This window comes from Moorena sp. SIO4A5, from assembly GCF_010672005.1.
In the GTDB taxonomy this organism is placed as follows: Bacteria; Cyanobacteriota; Cyanobacteriia; order Cyanobacteriales; family Coleofasciculaceae; genus Moorena.
Genome location: NZ_JAAHHZ010000009.1, coordinates 15,290 through 29,717, shown reverse-complemented (window position 1 = coordinate 29,717; position 14,428 = coordinate 15,290). Strand labels below are relative to the sequence as shown.

At 41.6% G+C, this 14,428-nt stretch carries 18 protein-coding genes; 9 read left to right on the top strand and 9 right to left on the bottom strand.

Features of this window, described 5'->3' with window-relative positions:
• Positions 1-6: 6 nt before the first annotated feature.
• Positions 7-132: a hypothetical protein gene (locus F6K57_RS06170; RefSeq protein ID WP_293018893.1), complete on the bottom strand. Its 126-nt coding sequence runs from the start codon at positions 130-132 to the stop codon at positions 7-9.
• 86 nt (positions 133-218) lie between these two features.
• On the opposite strand from F6K57_RS06170, the gene F6K57_RS06165 reads away from it, so the two are divergent.
• The 3 genes from F6K57_RS06165 (at position 219) to F6K57_RS06155 (ending at position 1,144) form a co-directional block, all read left to right on the top strand.
• Complete coding sequence (locus tag F6K57_RS06165) at positions 219-470, top strand: AbrB/MazE/SpoVT family DNA-binding domain-containing protein (RefSeq protein WP_293018895.1); 252 nt, start codon at positions 219-221, stop codon at positions 468-470.
• A 165-nt stretch (positions 471-635) separates the two neighbouring features.
• Complete coding sequence (locus F6K57_RS06160) at positions 636-863, top strand: hypothetical protein (RefSeq protein ID WP_293018897.1); 228 nt, start codon at positions 636-638, stop codon at positions 861-863.
• Positions 860-1,144 carry a type II toxin-antitoxin system mRNA interferase toxin, RelE/StbE family gene (locus tag F6K57_RS06155; protein WP_293018899.1) on the top strand — a complete coding sequence of 95 codons (285 nt, stop codon included), beginning with the start codon at positions 860-862 and terminating at the stop codon, positions 1,142-1,144. The genes F6K57_RS06160 and F6K57_RS06155 overlap by 4 nt, the downstream gene beginning before the upstream one ends.
• 47 nt (positions 1,145-1,191) lie before the next feature.
• Here the strand turns inward: F6K57_RS06155 and F6K57_RS06150 are convergent, their stop codons facing one another.
• Positions 1,192-1,620 carry a hypothetical protein gene (locus F6K57_RS06150; RefSeq protein WP_293018900.1) on the bottom strand — a complete coding sequence of 143 codons (429 nt, stop codon included), beginning with the start codon at positions 1,618-1,620 and terminating at the stop codon, positions 1,192-1,194.
• 13 nt (positions 1,621-1,633) lie between these two features.
• Positions 1,634-1,864 (bottom strand): type II toxin-antitoxin system HicA family toxin, encoded by a 231-nt coding sequence (locus F6K57_RS06145; RefSeq protein ID WP_293065793.1) that lies wholly within the window; start codon positions 1,862-1,864, stop codon positions 1,634-1,636.
• A 372-nt stretch (positions 1,865-2,236) separates the two neighbouring features.
• Here F6K57_RS06145 and F6K57_RS06140 point away from each other — a divergent pair, with 372 nt between their 5' ends.
• Entirely contained in the window at positions 2,237-3,283 is a 1,047-nt protein-coding gene (locus F6K57_RS06140) for a hypothetical protein (protein WP_293035767.1), read from the top strand.
• Positions 3,284-3,285: 2 nt separating this feature from the next.
• Positions 3,286-4,026, top strand: a complete 741-nt coding sequence (locus tag F6K57_RS06135; protein WP_293065790.1) for a hypothetical protein — start codon at positions 3,286-3,288, stop codon at positions 4,024-4,026.
• A 219-nt stretch (positions 4,027-4,245) separates the two neighbouring features.
• Here the strand turns inward: F6K57_RS06135 and modB are convergent, their stop codons facing one another.
• Positions 4,246-6,243 carry a molybdate ABC transporter permease subunit gene (modB, locus tag F6K57_RS06130; RefSeq protein WP_293065787.1) on the bottom strand — a complete coding sequence of 666 codons (1,998 nt, stop codon included), beginning with the start codon at positions 6,241-6,243 and terminating at the stop codon, positions 4,246-4,248.
• Between the two features lie 17 nt (positions 6,244-6,260).
• Here modB and F6K57_RS06125 point away from each other — a divergent pair, with 17 nt between their 5' ends.
• Positions 6,261-6,458 (top strand): hypothetical protein, encoded by a 198-nt coding sequence (locus F6K57_RS06125; protein ID WP_293065784.1) that lies wholly within the window; start codon positions 6,261-6,263, stop codon positions 6,456-6,458.
• Here the strand turns inward: F6K57_RS06125 and modA are convergent.
• Positions 6,424-7,137, bottom strand: a complete 714-nt coding sequence (gene modA, locus F6K57_RS06120) for a molybdate ABC transporter substrate-binding protein (RefSeq protein WP_293065781.1) — start codon at positions 7,135-7,137, stop codon at positions 6,424-6,426. The genes F6K57_RS06125 and modA overlap by 35 nt on opposite strands.
• A gap of 31 nt (positions 7,138-7,168) precedes the next feature.
• Between modA and F6K57_RS06115 the strand changes: the two genes are divergently transcribed.
• Positions 7,169-7,354 (top strand): hypothetical protein, encoded by a 186-nt coding sequence (locus F6K57_RS06115; protein WP_293018905.1) that lies wholly within the window; start codon positions 7,169-7,171, stop codon positions 7,352-7,354.
• A 174-nt stretch (positions 7,355-7,528) separates the two neighbouring features.
• Here F6K57_RS06115 and F6K57_RS06110 read toward each other — a convergent pair whose 3' ends face one another.
• The 4 genes from F6K57_RS06110 to F6K57_RS06095 form a co-directional block, all read right to left on the bottom strand.
• On the bottom strand, positions 7,529-7,783 hold the full coding sequence (locus F6K57_RS06110; protein WP_293018906.1) for a hypothetical protein: 255 nt from the start codon (positions 7,781-7,783) through the stop codon (positions 7,529-7,531).
• A 293-nt stretch (positions 7,784-8,076) separates the two neighbouring features.
• On the bottom strand, positions 8,077-10,734 hold the full coding sequence (locus F6K57_RS06105) for a ParA family protein (RefSeq protein WP_293018907.1): 2,658 nt from the start codon (positions 10,732-10,734) through the stop codon (positions 8,077-8,079).
• On the bottom strand, positions 10,731-11,141 hold the full coding sequence (locus F6K57_RS06100) for a HEPN domain-containing protein (RefSeq protein WP_293065777.1): 411 nt from the start codon (positions 11,139-11,141) through the stop codon (positions 10,731-10,733). Before F6K57_RS06100 ends, F6K57_RS06105 begins: the two co-directional genes overlap by 4 nt.
• Positions 11,142-11,263: 122 nt before the next feature.
• A complete protein-coding gene (locus tag F6K57_RS06095; protein ID WP_293065773.1) occupies positions 11,264-11,878 on the bottom strand; it encodes a PEP-CTERM sorting domain-containing protein in 615 nt (204 codons plus the stop codon).
• A gap of 453 nt (positions 11,879-12,331) precedes the next feature.
• On the opposite strand from F6K57_RS06095, the gene F6K57_RS06090 reads away from it, so the two are divergent.
• Together F6K57_RS06090 and F6K57_RS06085 are read left to right on the top strand one after the other, a co-directional pair.
• Positions 12,332-13,825, top strand: coding sequence for a transposase (locus F6K57_RS06090; protein ID WP_293065770.1), 1,494 nt, complete (start codon positions 12,332-12,334; stop codon positions 13,823-13,825).
• Positions 13,826-13,954: 129 nt separating this feature from the next.
• Positions 13,955-14,410, top strand: coding sequence for a cupin domain-containing protein (locus F6K57_RS06085; protein WP_293065767.1), 456 nt, complete (start codon positions 13,955-13,957; stop codon positions 14,408-14,410).
• Positions 14,411-14,428: the final 18 nt, after the last annotated feature.

Genomic DNA, 14,428 nt, shown 5'->3' with positions numbered 1-14,428 from the left:
CTTCAATTAAAATAGTAAAGGGAATAGGGAATAGGGAGTAGGGAGTAGGGAGTAGGGAGTAGGGAGTAGGAAACAGAGAGTAGGGAGTAGGGAGTAGGGAGTAGGAAACAGGGGACAAAAATTATCACTCACAATTCATTTAGGTACACTATATAGAGATTATTAATTATTAGTGCTAAGATATTAATTACCAATAAGTTTATCTATTAATTAAGCTGATGAAAGCTGCCATTGTACGTATTGGAGATTCCCAAGGAATTAGAATTCCTAAAGCAATTATTGAAGAATGTGGTTTAGCCAATGTAGTTGAAATAACAGTAGAAGATGGGAAGGTAATCATTTCGCCAGTATCCCAGTCTCGTCAAGGATGGGAAGAAGCGTTTAAAGAAATGGCAGAAAATGGTGATGATGAATTATTAATTGATGATCGGATTAAAAATTATTGGGATGAAGAGGATTGGAAATGGTAGCGATTTCTAAGCCAAAAGATAGTGTTGGGTTTCCTTGCTTCAAACCAAGCTACAAGAGAATGCGATCGCGTAGCGGCTCCAACTTCGATCTTCGATTCGGCGCAAGCGTGTAAGTATTCAACCCGATAGAATTGAATCTAGCGACCAAACCTCTCTGTTAAGCCAATGACAACTTCCCTTGAAGAAGCCCTCAACACGGTTAGTCAACTGCCTCCTGAACAGCAGGCTATGCTGGTTGAAATCATCCAAAACCGTCTGATCGAATCCCGTCGTAAAGAAATTGCTGAGGATGCCAAAGAATCGATTGCTAGATTTAAACAGGGCAAGTTACGACCTCAGTCAGCAGAGACTGTAATTTCTCAATTGCAAAAGGCTCTTGACGAAAACCCATGAGGCAACTGGTACTTACCCCAAAATTTAAGCGGGCTTATCGTAAGTTTGTCTCTCGCAACGCCAAACTCCAGAAACGCATTGAAAACACCCTGAGGCAAATGGAAGAAGATGTTTTTGACCCAAAACTAGGTACCCATTCTCTGAAAGGAGAGTTATTGGGCCTCAAAGCCTGCTCCTGTGGATACGATTGCCGGATTGTGTTTTCCATTGAGACAGACCAACAGATTCAAGATGAAGTAATTATTTTACTCGATATTGGCACCCACGATGAGGTGTATTGAGGGTGCATTGTGGGTATTCCCGTCTTGATGATATTGACCACATTCCCCTAAAAAAGGCGAAGTTCAATCCGCTTACCTAAAGCAGCTAGTGCCCGTTCCAGTGTAGGAAGTTTCGTCCCGTGATCGGGGTTGAGAATGCGCCTGACTTCCTGTTCATCGGTATTGAGAGTATGGGCTAATTGGAGTGATGTGATCCCTGCCTCGGACATGGCCAGGTAAAGGGCAGCTTTTAAGGCAGTCTGAATTGGCACTGGGACTAAATAGTCTCCGCCTGCCGGGGGTGAGGGGTTGGGGATGTCGAGTTGGTCATCAATCCTCGCAGCGATCGCTTCTTCCAAACAGTCCGCTGCTTCAGCCAAGCCTTGTTCCATGGAATCTCCCTGAGTAATAGCTTCTGGCAGATCCTGAAAAGTTACCACAAACCCGCCATCCGACTCGTCAGGGGTAAATGTAGCTGGGAATGAAAATCGACTCATAGTAATGGCATGGTTAAATCTCATCTTCCTGTAGACCAAGCTGACGTAGCATTGCCTTCAATGTCCCAGTCTTGAGTTCATCTTTGGGATTGCGGACAATAGTAAATCGGTCACCAAAATAGAGTGTGACGTGGCTTCCTTTCCCGCGCTTTTTGTCAACACGAGCTTCGAGACCACGCTCTCTGGCTAACTTTTTTACCCTCCTAATGAACTCACTTCCTTTCATGATAAAACTATGGGACATTATTGTCCGCTAGTCAAGGGTGAAGGGATCCGTGAGGGCTTTGCTCCCGAAACCGCCTTCCCAAAGCCTCTTTCTTTCGTCAGCGATTGTCATTAAATCAAGACTTTACTATAATGTCAGCACAGTCAAGCTTTTATAAATTAATAAAATAAATGTATTAGTTAACTTCAGTCATCAAGAAGATTGATGGGGAGATGGGAAGATGGGGCAGATTTGTATTAAGGGTAATTATCCGGCGTTGCTGAATCAAGGAATGAATATAAGTAGGGTGGGCATCCTGCACGACCGAAAAGATTAGGAACGGGCAAGATGCCCATTCCACAAAACTATTAAAATCATTCCATTATTAAGCAACGCCTAAAAACTCAAATAATGAAGACTCTGAAATTATTACCTTTTGTATGCGTGATCCTTGCTTCAATGCAACCTAGAGCTTTAGCTCTTAGCAAATTATTCGATAGCGTCGAAGACGCTCTTAAAAGACCATTTAAAATTGTTGCTGAAGGTGTTGCTGAAGGTGCAAGCGATAAAGCATTAAAAGAATTTGAGGAATTTTTTAATAGTTCAATACGCCCCTTTAGTGATGATGTAATCAATAAAGTTGATCGGGTAGCAGCAAATAACATTCTCCGCACTGAGGAAGCTGCTCAGAGACTTTTAGACCATAGTAAAGACAATATCCTAGCTATTGAAAATCAAGTGGTTGAGGATATTGATCATATCTTGGAAAGAGTAGATGAGCGCTATCGTGGCGCAATGCGGGAAACCTTCTTAGAGATTAATCGTGCTCGTGCAGAGACTCTTATTGATGTCCGCTATACTCTTGGTACTGTTGATCAATCCCTAGAAGCGCGAATCAACCAAATTGCTTTAGAGATGATGACGCTTCTTGCTCAAGTTGATAAGATTGTGCAAAAAACGCCAGGTACTTTTTACAAAGAACTGTTTGACCCTACAATTACAAGATTGGAGAACCTTGAGCGAGATATTTTCATTAAGTTAGATGAACTTGTAAAAACACTTAATTGCTCTAGGGCAGGCACTATTGAAGATTTACGAATTAGCTTTAATAAAATAATTGAAAAGGCTCGCAGCACCCTACCTTTTTCCATATTTCGTCGTCGTACCTCTTGTGAAAAAGAAATGCGTCAGGTATACCAAGAAGGCAGTGATATATATTTTTACCGTGTATCTGAGTGTGAAATTAACAAAATTATCAATCAGCGTGGACATACATTGACTGTGCAGCAAATTGCAGATAACTACGGACAACTTCAACTCAATGCTAGTCGAATGGCTTGTTTAGCTAAAGATATTGCACCAGATCTACATGATCAAATAAAAGGAGACTGGTTAGAATACGGAATAAAAACTCGTTTTTGGAAAAATTATCTAACAAATAGCTCACAAGGAGAATAATTATGAAACGTTTAATGGCATTAAGCACGATCATCCTTACAGTTGGTATAGGAGTAGCTTCTTGTACTCGATTAGTAAACAGTCAAAACAGTCGCCAGGAGTGTGATAAAAACTCTACGGCTTTTCAATGTTATGAAGCAACATTATCGGAAATTCGTTTAATGAACCAAGAGTTACAAACAAAGCTTCAAGAACTTGAAAGTGTTAGAAACGAAGTAAAGTTGCTCAATGAAAAGTTGGGAAATGCAACTAATAAACTAGAACAAAATTTTAGTAAAATTAGTAATAATCGTGAGCAAATGAATCAAAATCATCAAGATTTAAGTAATAGTGTGCAAGGCTTAAATACTAGGATTCAGTCCCTTAAAGCAAATCAGGATAATCTAGATCAAGAATTAGATAATTTAGCCAATACATCTACTCAGGAGGATCAAAAGCTCGGTCAGAAGATTAGTAACATTGAATCTGGTGTTAATCAGAGAATCTCGAATGAAGTTCAGACTTTGTCAAACAAACTTCAAGGCTTGACTACTAATGCAGATAAGACGGTTGTTCAGGGTAACCTACTGATTAACGGCAATCGATGGGATGGTACAAGACAGGAAGCTACTACTGATAGAAGTAATGATGCTTTTTGTCCTGAAGGACATTACGTTGTGGGAGCACGTGCCATCGATACAGATGGTGGAAGATACTGCGTCAGTTGTATAAGTCGTGTGAAGTTATTCTGCAGACAACTCTAGAATAGGATAACCACTTGGCTATGTTAACGGAGCCACTTTTTTAAATAAAATAGGACTTATAAATTTAGTTAGTATCGCCCCCCTAACCTCCAATTTTGGGGGGAACAAAACTCTCAAAGTCCCCCAAAGTTGGAGAACCAATGGGGGGCTTTACCAAAACCAGACGATCGCGCATTCATACTTCAATTCAACAATGGCTAGTCTGAAAAACGATTTTTTTCAACTCTCCATCAAAATCAACCTCAAAGCATCTAACTGCACATACCATGGCTCAGGCCAAGCTTTAATCTGATGCCATTTTTCCTTAAAAACTTCAGCTTGGAGGTGGTATTGCTGAGGATTCCTAGAAGCAGTATATAAACTCAGATACAGTGTAACTCGGTGTTGGGTTTCACTCATCGTCACCAGCCAACAGGGAAAAGTATTATCGTGATTTGGCTCGTTTAGAAATATCAGATGATGGGCACGGATGCCAACATAAGCTAACGATTTCGTGATCGGTTCCACAACTGAAAGACTACAGTTCCAGTCCAGGGCTTGAATTTTTTGGTCCTCAATAATTTCAACCCGAGAAAAGTTTTTACACTCCGTTAATTGTGCTACCCTAAAGCTAGGAGGATGCTCAAAAATAGCTTCTTTAGAGCCAGAAGCAATAACCTTTCCTTCGGAAAGTACTAACAGATTACCACAAACTCGGTAAGCTTCCTCTAATTTATGGGTGACGAAAAGAGTCGCTCCTTGATAGGTAGAGAAAATTTCAGTTAATAGCCTTTCGATCTGATTCCGGAGATAGGTATCAAGGGCAGAAAGGGGCTCATCTAATAGTAACGCTTCTGGTGCGATCGCCATTGCTCTTGCCAAGGCTACCCGCTGCTGCTGTCCCCCAGAAAGTTCGTGAGGATAGCGCTTTTCTAGTCCCTGTAAATGCATCAGTTCAATGTATTTCCATACCCGTTCATTCCTTTGGGCTTTCGGCAATTCCTGCAAGCCAAAGCCGATATTTTGAGCAACATTCATGTGGGGAAAGAGGGCGTAGTTTTGAAACACAAAACCAATGCGACGTTGGTGAGGAGGAAGATTAATACCCTGTTTAGAATCAAACAAAACTCTTCCGTTCAAGACAATGCGGCCTTGAGTGGGTGTAGCCAAACCAGCAATACACCGTAGCGTCATACTTTTACCAGAACCAGAAGCCCCTAAGATACCTAAGGGCTTACCATTAGCAGTAAATTTAGCATCTAGGGTAAAGCTAGAGCTTACCTCTTTTCGTAACTCTACTAAAAGTCCTTGACTTGGTTCTATGTTAGATTTTTTCCCTGTTCCCTGTTCTTTTCCCCCCTGATTAAGGAAAGCTCTAGTCCCCCCCTTATTAAGGGGGGTTAGGGGGGATCCCTTCCTTACTTCTATGTTAGATTTTTTCCCTATTCCCTGTTCTTTTCCCCCCTTAATAAGGGAAGCTCTAGTCCCCCCCTTAATAAGGGGGGTTAGGGGGGATCCCTTACTTACTTCTATGTTAGATTTTGTCCCTGCTCCCTGCTCCCTGCTCCCTGCTCCCTGCTCCCTGTTCCCTGCTCCCTGCTCATAGTTAATGATGGTGATTGCCACGAGAGCGATCGCAACCATAATCAACACCCATAGTAGTGCTTCCCCCATCCTCCCGGCTTGGGCTGCAAAAAAGATAGCGATCGCAATGGTTTGGGTTCTGCCAGGAATACTCCCGGCTAGCATTAACGTAGCGCCAAACTCTCCCAAAGCTCTAGCAAAAGCCAGAACTGTCCCCGCCATCACCCCTGGCCAAGCCAACGGTAGCAACACTTGCCAAAATACCCTACATTCAGAAGCCCCCAACGTACGGGCACAGTTAATCAAATCCTGATTAACTTGTTTGAAAGCTCCCAATACAGTTTTATACATCAAAGGAAAGGCAACGACAGTAGCAGCAATCACAGTAGCAGGCCAAGACAAGATTACAGATAATCCCAATTGCCTTAATAGCTGTCCCACTGGGCTATTTCTACCTAGTAACAACAGTAATAAGAAGCCAACTACTGTAGGCGGTAGCACTATCGGAAGGGTTAAGATACTATCAATAATTCCTTTAGCTTTCCCTTGATAGCTAAACATCCAACCCGCTACTGTAATTCCCAGAAAGAAAGCAAAGATAGTAGCCAAGCCAGCAGTCTTTAGGGAAATCCATAAAGGAGATAAATCTTCCATAGTGTTGAACAAAGAGTATGGGTAGTGTGGAAAGTGTGGGTAGTGTGGGCAGAAAAAACGGCATATATAGGGTCTCTAATAGTTATAATGCAAATTCAATTTTATTACCCCGACTCCCGACTCCCGACTCCCGACTCCCGACTCCCTATTCCCTATTCCCTGTTCCCTATTCCCTATTCCCTACTCCCTACTCCCTACTCCCTTATCCGCCATAATAAACCCATACCTCAAAAATATAGTTTTAGCTGAATCACTGATTATAAACTGTACAAACTGGTTAGCATGATCAGGGTTTTTAGACTCCTTTAATACTGCTACTGGGTAGATAATCCGGGAGTAAGACTCTGGCGGAGCAGTAGCAACTCGTTTAACTTGGTTTGATACCTTAGCATCTGTTGCATACACCAATCCAGCATCCACATTACCTGTTTCCACATAGGATAGAACTTGGCGAACATCTTTGCCAAAAACCAACTTCGGTTTGAGCTGCTCAAACAAATTAAGACTAGAGAGAACTTCCTTAGCGTAGTGTCCAGCTGGTACACTTTCCGGATCTCCCATTGCTATTTTACTGATGTTATCAGACCTTAAGTCCTTAAAATTAGAGATACCAGTCTGGTCTTTAGGAGTAACTAAAACTACCTGATTATTAAGAAGACTTTGCCTTGTCCCTTCTAGTAAAAGCCCCTTAGATTCCAGAGCATTCATCTGTTTCGGAGCTGCTGAAATAAAAACATCCACTGGCGCTCCCTGTTCGATTTGTTGCTGCAACGAACCAGAGGATGCAAAATTATAAATAATGGTAACATCTGGTGTTTCCTTAGTGTAGAGTACTTTGATAGCTTTCATCGCATCTTGTAAGCTAGCAGCCACTGATACCGTTAGGCTCACCACTTCTGGCTGTTGATTGTTAAAGGTAAGAGCATTGCAAGCTATTAACACTAAGGATAGACTTAAGCACAGAAACCATGATCTAGTTAGGGATTTAATCATAAAAGTTATTAGTAGAGTTATAGCATTTTATAGTAACCGTGATATACATTTAAATTTTCTTCCCTACTCCCTACTCCCTACTCCCTACTCCCTACTCCCTACCCAATTAGATACTTAACAACAAAAAAAAATAGCCGTAGAAATAATGTCCACGGCTATTTCAAGTCCACAGTAAGTGGATTCAAATCGCTATGTCACTCAGTTCCCGAACCTATCGAGAAATGCTCCTATTTAATCATACCGGAACTTTTGTTTTTGCCAAGGGGGGGCAACCCCCCCAGAAACTAACGTTTTAACGGAGCATCCAATACTTAGTGATGATCGTAATCACCTCCCCTGGCATGCCCGTAGGTTGCAGAGGACTCCACTCGGAAGCCTGTGCGTAGTTCATGGCAGACAGGGTATGAATAGTATTAGTTACTCCTTGACGAGGCCCCTTTAAAATGTGCTGAACAGGTTGTTGCTTTGGGAAAAAATCTTCAAGATTAATTCCGGGAATTTGATCTTCAGGATTATTGTCGGGGTTAGGGATAAATTCTTGCGACATAGCTCAATAGTTTAATTTAGTTTATTTGATTATTGTAATGATTATATATTTTATTGTCAAGGGTTTTTAGAATTTTTTTGGGGGGGGTATTTTAATGGTAAAAAAAAGCGATCGCGTAGCGGCTCTTTCAGAGCATCGCAAAGATTATGCGATCGCTTTTTTTGTATAGCGGTCTGTAGGCTAATTAGGTAAACAATTTTTTTTCCCTGTTCCCTATTCCCTGTTCCCTGTTCCCTATTCCCTATTCCCTACCTTTACAGATCAAGTTTAAGCTTGGTGCAATAATATATTATTTATGCTTGCCCCTTTCGCGTCATACCGATACCAGAAAGATAAAGATCAGGAACTTTATAACGTTTAACATCATCTTTAGTCCCTTCATAAATAGATAACAAACCCACTTCTCTAGCAAAACTCAATTCATCATATAATTCACTTACATCAGTTGCATAGAAGGGCGAACGTCCTATTCCTTTAAGACAATCAATCAACTCTTGAAGTTCACTAAACTCTTCATTTATCAAAGCATCTAATGCTTTTTCTGATACCTTTTCAAGAGATGAACTCAAAGCCCGTGGTCGGATGATAGTTTTCTGATAAGGATTTCGCTCTTGTTCGTTTATTTCCCAATCTTTCGCCTCAGCAAAAAGTTGTAACAGAGCACGGGGACTATGGTTGTTACTGCCATCAGCAATTCGCTTCCAGACCCAGTTCCGAGTAAAGGCAGATTTACCCCCTTTCATCCGCTCACCAACCAAAAGATTCCAAATTTCAAAGACCTGTGATTCACTCAAATAGTCACTAAAGGCGTCACTACTTGATGACAAATTTGATAACAAACTACCTTGCTGAATTGAGTCTACTACAAGTCCTTTAAATCTATCCGATTTCAGAGCTTGCTTAATTATAACTTTAAAAAAATCTGATCGCTCACGCCATTCAAGGACTACAGATCGCCCGAAAAAGTGACTTTTATTATCGAAACGAAGGCTACGCCAGATATCTTCTCGCAATAGAACTTTGAATTTTAAGTTTTTCATATTGTCCCCTAAGTCAGTAATCAACGAAAGCAGTCCTTCAATGGCTTTAGTGCGTCTTTCTCGATCTGCCTGTGTATTTCCAAATCCTGTATCCAGTCCATCGAAAAGAAGAAGAATAGTAGATTGTGCAGCACCATCGAAACGAGTCAGCCAATCTCTTGCCAATAAACCAATTTGAGATTGTGGTAGTAAATTCTGAAACCATCGGACAAGTTCTAATTCGTTAGTAGGATCAGTTCCTAGAACTTGTGAGACAGCGTCATCTGGTTGAGGCTTCTCTCCACGCCAGGATAGGTGACAGGCAAGACAAGTCTGGAGTAACCAAAAGTCACGCCAGCTTTTTCCCGTAGTTTCTAAAGCCTCATCAATGGCCTTGAAACCTTCAGAGTTAATAACCCACGGGCGATCGCCTTTAAGAGGACTGGGAGATAACACTACAATGGAATCTTGCTTAGAATCTTCCAGGAGGCGGCGGAAAATAGCCGTTTTACCAGTACCTTTACGACCACGGATTAGAACTATGTTAGGCTTAAGGGCGCGATTGACTAACTGTGTTTCTACAAAGGTTTCCAGAAAATTATCTTGGTATTCTGCTGTTCCTGCAGAAAATTCTAATTCCTGTAAAATTTGCCCCTTACTATCGGGTAAACTATCCGGTAGCTCTTCTTCACTAGCTGTAGGGATAAAACGTTCTAACCATTCAGCAACCGGCTCAAAGTCACGCCACGTTTCTTGATTAGATAAGATTTTATCTGATGTAGCAATCTCTTCTCGATAGGGAATAAAATGTGTAATATCTGATTCTTTAATCGGCTCTGATCTCGATTGTTTATCCCTCAGAATAGAGAGCCACTCTCCAATCCATTCAATAGCTCTATGTTGATATCGTTCCACAACTTCTGGTGCTTTACTAGCAGGAATTGGAGACACAATAAATCGTGGCTCTGGAGTAAGCCGCTGTTCAGTTTCAGTTCGTCTAGTCTCAGCAGCAAGCAATGCACGAACCAGTTCACCCGTACCCCTTTGAGCTTGAGGATGAGGAAAGAACACAATAATTGCCAGATCAGCCAAGTCAAACAGGAGCGGTCCATTGAGAGGAGTCATTCCTGTGCGAGCATCTAGTAAAATGACATCAGGTTTGAAAGGAAGACGATCACTACTTAAAATCTGAATCAGTTCACGTAATGGATTTCTATCTTCCCGATACCAAGCTCCAGGTTCCATAAAGCTCAGTAAACGCGCATAATTGGCATTGGGCAAACCTGCCGGAATACAGTAAATCTCATCAGTTTCAGAAACCCTCAGAATATGATTACGGATGTCAGGCTCTTCCCCTTGCTCCAAACTTAGTAACACAAATACCAACCCCTGTTGATCCTTAACCTCGTCTTCCTTTCCAAACAAAGCCGCTAATCCTGGAGCTTCTAAATCCATGTCAACACAGAGCACAGTGCGTCCACGACTAGCAAGAATTCGGGCAGTATAAGCCAGGGCAGTTGAGCGACCAACTCCTCCTCTGAGGGAATAAAATGTTGCAACGATCGGTCGGTCAAGGTCTTCGTCTAGATCCGATGGAAATAGGATTGCTTCAGGATTACTAGAGCCAGAGCGAGAGCGAGCCAGAGCTTCAGGCCAAAAAGGTACGTTTTCCAGGGTAGAATCAATGGGAAGAGGGCCAGCCCATTGCTGCTCTTCAGGAGTTAGTAAATCTAACCACTGAATGGTCAATTCTTTTAGTCCCTCTAGAGCAATGTTCTTACGTTCTTGTTTGGATTTGTCATCAAATCCTCGGGAAATGACAGCAATACGCCAGCCTAGAAACGGATCCGGTTGAACCCGCAGCTCCGTAATCTCTAAAGCTGCACGTGACATATTTTGATGAATACGCTCTTTGATTTCTGAATGGTTCATCTGCGCCTCCCGGATTTAGGACTAATTTTAAACTTTATAAAGTTTGTTAACTGCTTTGCTCCATCTACCAACTCCGCCATTGTCAGGCTACTATTACAGGTTATTTGATAACGTAGGGATGTATCCCAGTTTTCTATAAAAAATGTCTTTGCACCTGTAGAGTCACGGATATCGGAGAGACGAAATCCCGCTGCTTCCCATAAACCCCGTAGATTATGCCCCTGATTGCCATGTTTCGGAAATGATTTATTTCTAGATCGTAATAAAGCCTTGAGACTACATTCAATGGCATAGCCTGCCATATAAACTGATCCAATTGATTGACTTCTATTTTTGAGTATAGCGTCTGCATCTGCCGCCCGTTCATTTGCAATATCTAGCCAGTCTTTGTAATTATTAGGATCCATTACAAGTATAATTGCAATTAATTTTATAGATTATCATAAAAAAAAGTCCATAATAATGGACTTAACTCGCTCTACAATTATGGTGATATTTTTAGTTGATAGGACTGAACCAGAATCCCTTATTATTTATCCTTTCTTTTCAAAAAAGAACCAGCACCTAAAGCACTAAGTCCCAGCAGCGCTAATCCAGAAGCAGGTTCAGGTACACTGGTTGCATCTGGCTTTGAAGGATCCTCGGTGATAGTTTCCTTAAAATTAGGATTGGGATCAACATAGACAGTTGGAGGTAATAGGGAACCTCCAAGAGTAAAGGTAATTCCTGACTCTCTGTTCCAGGTAAGGATATAAGCCCCGGCATCAAAAGCCCTACCAAAATCGATATCTATAATCCAACTATCAGGGGTAGCGTTAAAGGTAGTAACAAAGGTTCTAGGAGGAAGAGGAAACGGAGAAGGAAACGGTTCAAGAGTAATATCAGAACCGACTTGCTCTAACCCTTCTACATCAAGAAACCAAGAAAGTAATTCTCCTTCAGGATTGTACTCAACAAACCCCTCGTAATCTCTAGTTTTGGGAGGAGGCTCTGGCAGAAAACTAGGAAAATCCGACAATTCAAGTTCGCCACTGAATTCTTGGTTAATTATTTGCTCAGCAGCAGCCGGTAAAACGGCAACAGTAGCAGAGGTTAAAGCGACAGCAGTAGTAACAAGAGCTAATTGGTGATAAATATTAGTCACAGAAAGTATCCTCCTTCAGTATGTAGATAATAGGGAACAGGGAGCAGGGAACAGCAAGAAATAGTTAACAGGATTTTTTTGTTATGATAAATTATTATGATTTATCATAATCGCTTTTAAACTAATAAATTTAGCTTGAATTATAGTCACATAAAAAATAAATGTCAATACTTGATAAAAAGCCCTAAAATTGACGATGCCAAATTGCCTGATTAGTATAGGATTGATAATAGTAATGAATTAATTAATTTTGAAATTAGGCAAAAATTATAATAAAATCCCCATCTCCCCATCTCCCCATCTCTTCATCTCCCCATCTCCCCATCTCCCCATCTCCCCATCTCCCCATCTCCCCATCTCCCCATTTCCCTACTCCCTAAGACGAAAGTCCCTCACCCAATTTAGAACAGTCTATAATATGTAAAGCGCAATAAAAACTAGGAGGTGATCGTGATGCTGCTCAACTACCAATACCAGGCTTATCCAAGTACTCAACAAAAACTAGAACTAAATGATTGGCTACGGATTTGTCGGTACTGGTACAACTGGCAGTTGGGCGATCGCTTTCGGTGGTGGAATGAAAACCGCACTGCTGTTAATTCTTGTCCGTTGATTACTTATCTACCAGAACTCAGAGATAACCCCGGTTATTTCAGTCAAAAAAAGCTGTTACCAATCTGGAAAAAAGACTTGGTGACAGTTGTCCACTCAGGTGAATTGCTGGACTTTACCCGAGTTCCGGCGAATACTTTACAGGACGTATGTAAAAGAGCAGACCTAGCTTTCAGTCGATTCATCAAAGGCGATTGTAATGGTAGTCGTAGCGGAAAACCTAGATTTAAAAATCAAGCTAGATATAGGACTTTAAAGATAGATGGGAAAGACTGTTTTTCTGTAGCTAGAATCGAGAGGAAATGGATATGGCTAAAGATAAGTAAACTCAAGGGCTGGCTCAAAGTACGCCTACATCGTCCGCTGCCCGACGGGTTTAAGATCAAGAATATTCTAATCACCAAGAAAACCGATGGTTGGTACACAACCTTATGCTTAGAAGATTCTACAGTACCAGCGTTTACACCAGAAAGTGTTATTCCCACTTGGGATAATGGCATAGGGTTGGATGCCGTACTTTACGGAGACGATTATCTAGCAACATCTGAAAATACCAAACTACCTTCACTTAAGTCTTACCGTAAGAATCATTCTTATTTAGTAGGACTTACGCAAATCCCTCAATTTAACGCTACCTGTAGGGTGGGCAAAACCTTGCCCACCCTACCCATGGATTCTGTGCGTAAGTCCTATTTAGAAAAGGTACAGACAAAAAAGAATGCCAAGACAAAAGGTAGTAAAGCTAGAAGGAAATTGCAATCCCGTGAAGCGAGAATACATCAACGGATTGCTAGGAGCCGAAAGGATCATGCCTATAAAACAGCTCATGTTCTGGTTAGAAGCGGAAAAAAAGTTTTCTATTATGAAAATTTGAACCTTACTGGTTTAAATAAACGAAATAAACCCAAGCCAGATGGGAAGGGTGGATATTTGCCTAATGGACAGTCCGCTAAATCTGGATTAAATAAGTCTTGGTTGGACGCAGGGTTTGGGCAGTTCTTTGAGGTACTGGACTACATAGCTGGAAAAGCTGGAGCAGTAACGAAAAAGTGTAACCCTGCCTATACCTCTCAGCTGTTAAGCTATCGAGACGAGTTTGTATTCACGGATTGCGACCTCCGCGAGTATTGGGATGAGCAAGAAATGTTATTGGTTGACCGCGATATTAATGCCGCAATTAACCTAAAACGAGTGGGGCTGGGCGTGTTCCCCACTATAAAACGCTGTAAGGGGAATCCGGTTATAGATAGCTCTATAACTAATAGTACCTCAAAGGAAGTTTTAGTAGCTCTAAGGAGTGCTAGAAGCTTACACTTAACGGATAGTGAAGTGTAGGAACGTCACCTAGGCAGACCTCAGCTGTGGCAAACATAGGATTGATTCTAAAACGAAGCAATGCCAAAATAACTACATCTTTCCGAAAAACTATCAATATCTAACTTTTGTAAAAACGATAGAACAGATATGGAAGCCGAGTACATTATACAAGCATTGCAACTCGTACCACATCCTGAGGGGGGGTTTTATCGAGAGATGTATCGATCAGATCAGGTCGTAAAGACACCTTTTGGAGTACGGTCTGTTGCTACCTCAATCTATTATCTCCTCCGTAGTGGTGAATATTCATCGTGGCATCGTATCAGGTCTGATGAACTGTGGTTTTATCATGCTGGTGTACCATTGTGTCTCAACTACCTTGACGAGACCGGTTCACAACGGGGCATACTACTGGGAGCCAGTTTGACAGACGGTGCTCATCCTTACTATTGTTTGCCAGGCGGTACATGGTTTGGGGCGATTCCTTCACAAGATGATAGTTTTTCTCTGGTGAGCTGCGTTGTTGCACCAGGCTTTGACTTTGCCGACTTTGAGTTGGCAGAAAGCGGAGTTTTCCCTCAGATCAGCCGGGAGTTATTGTGATTGAGGAGCTGTTATGGG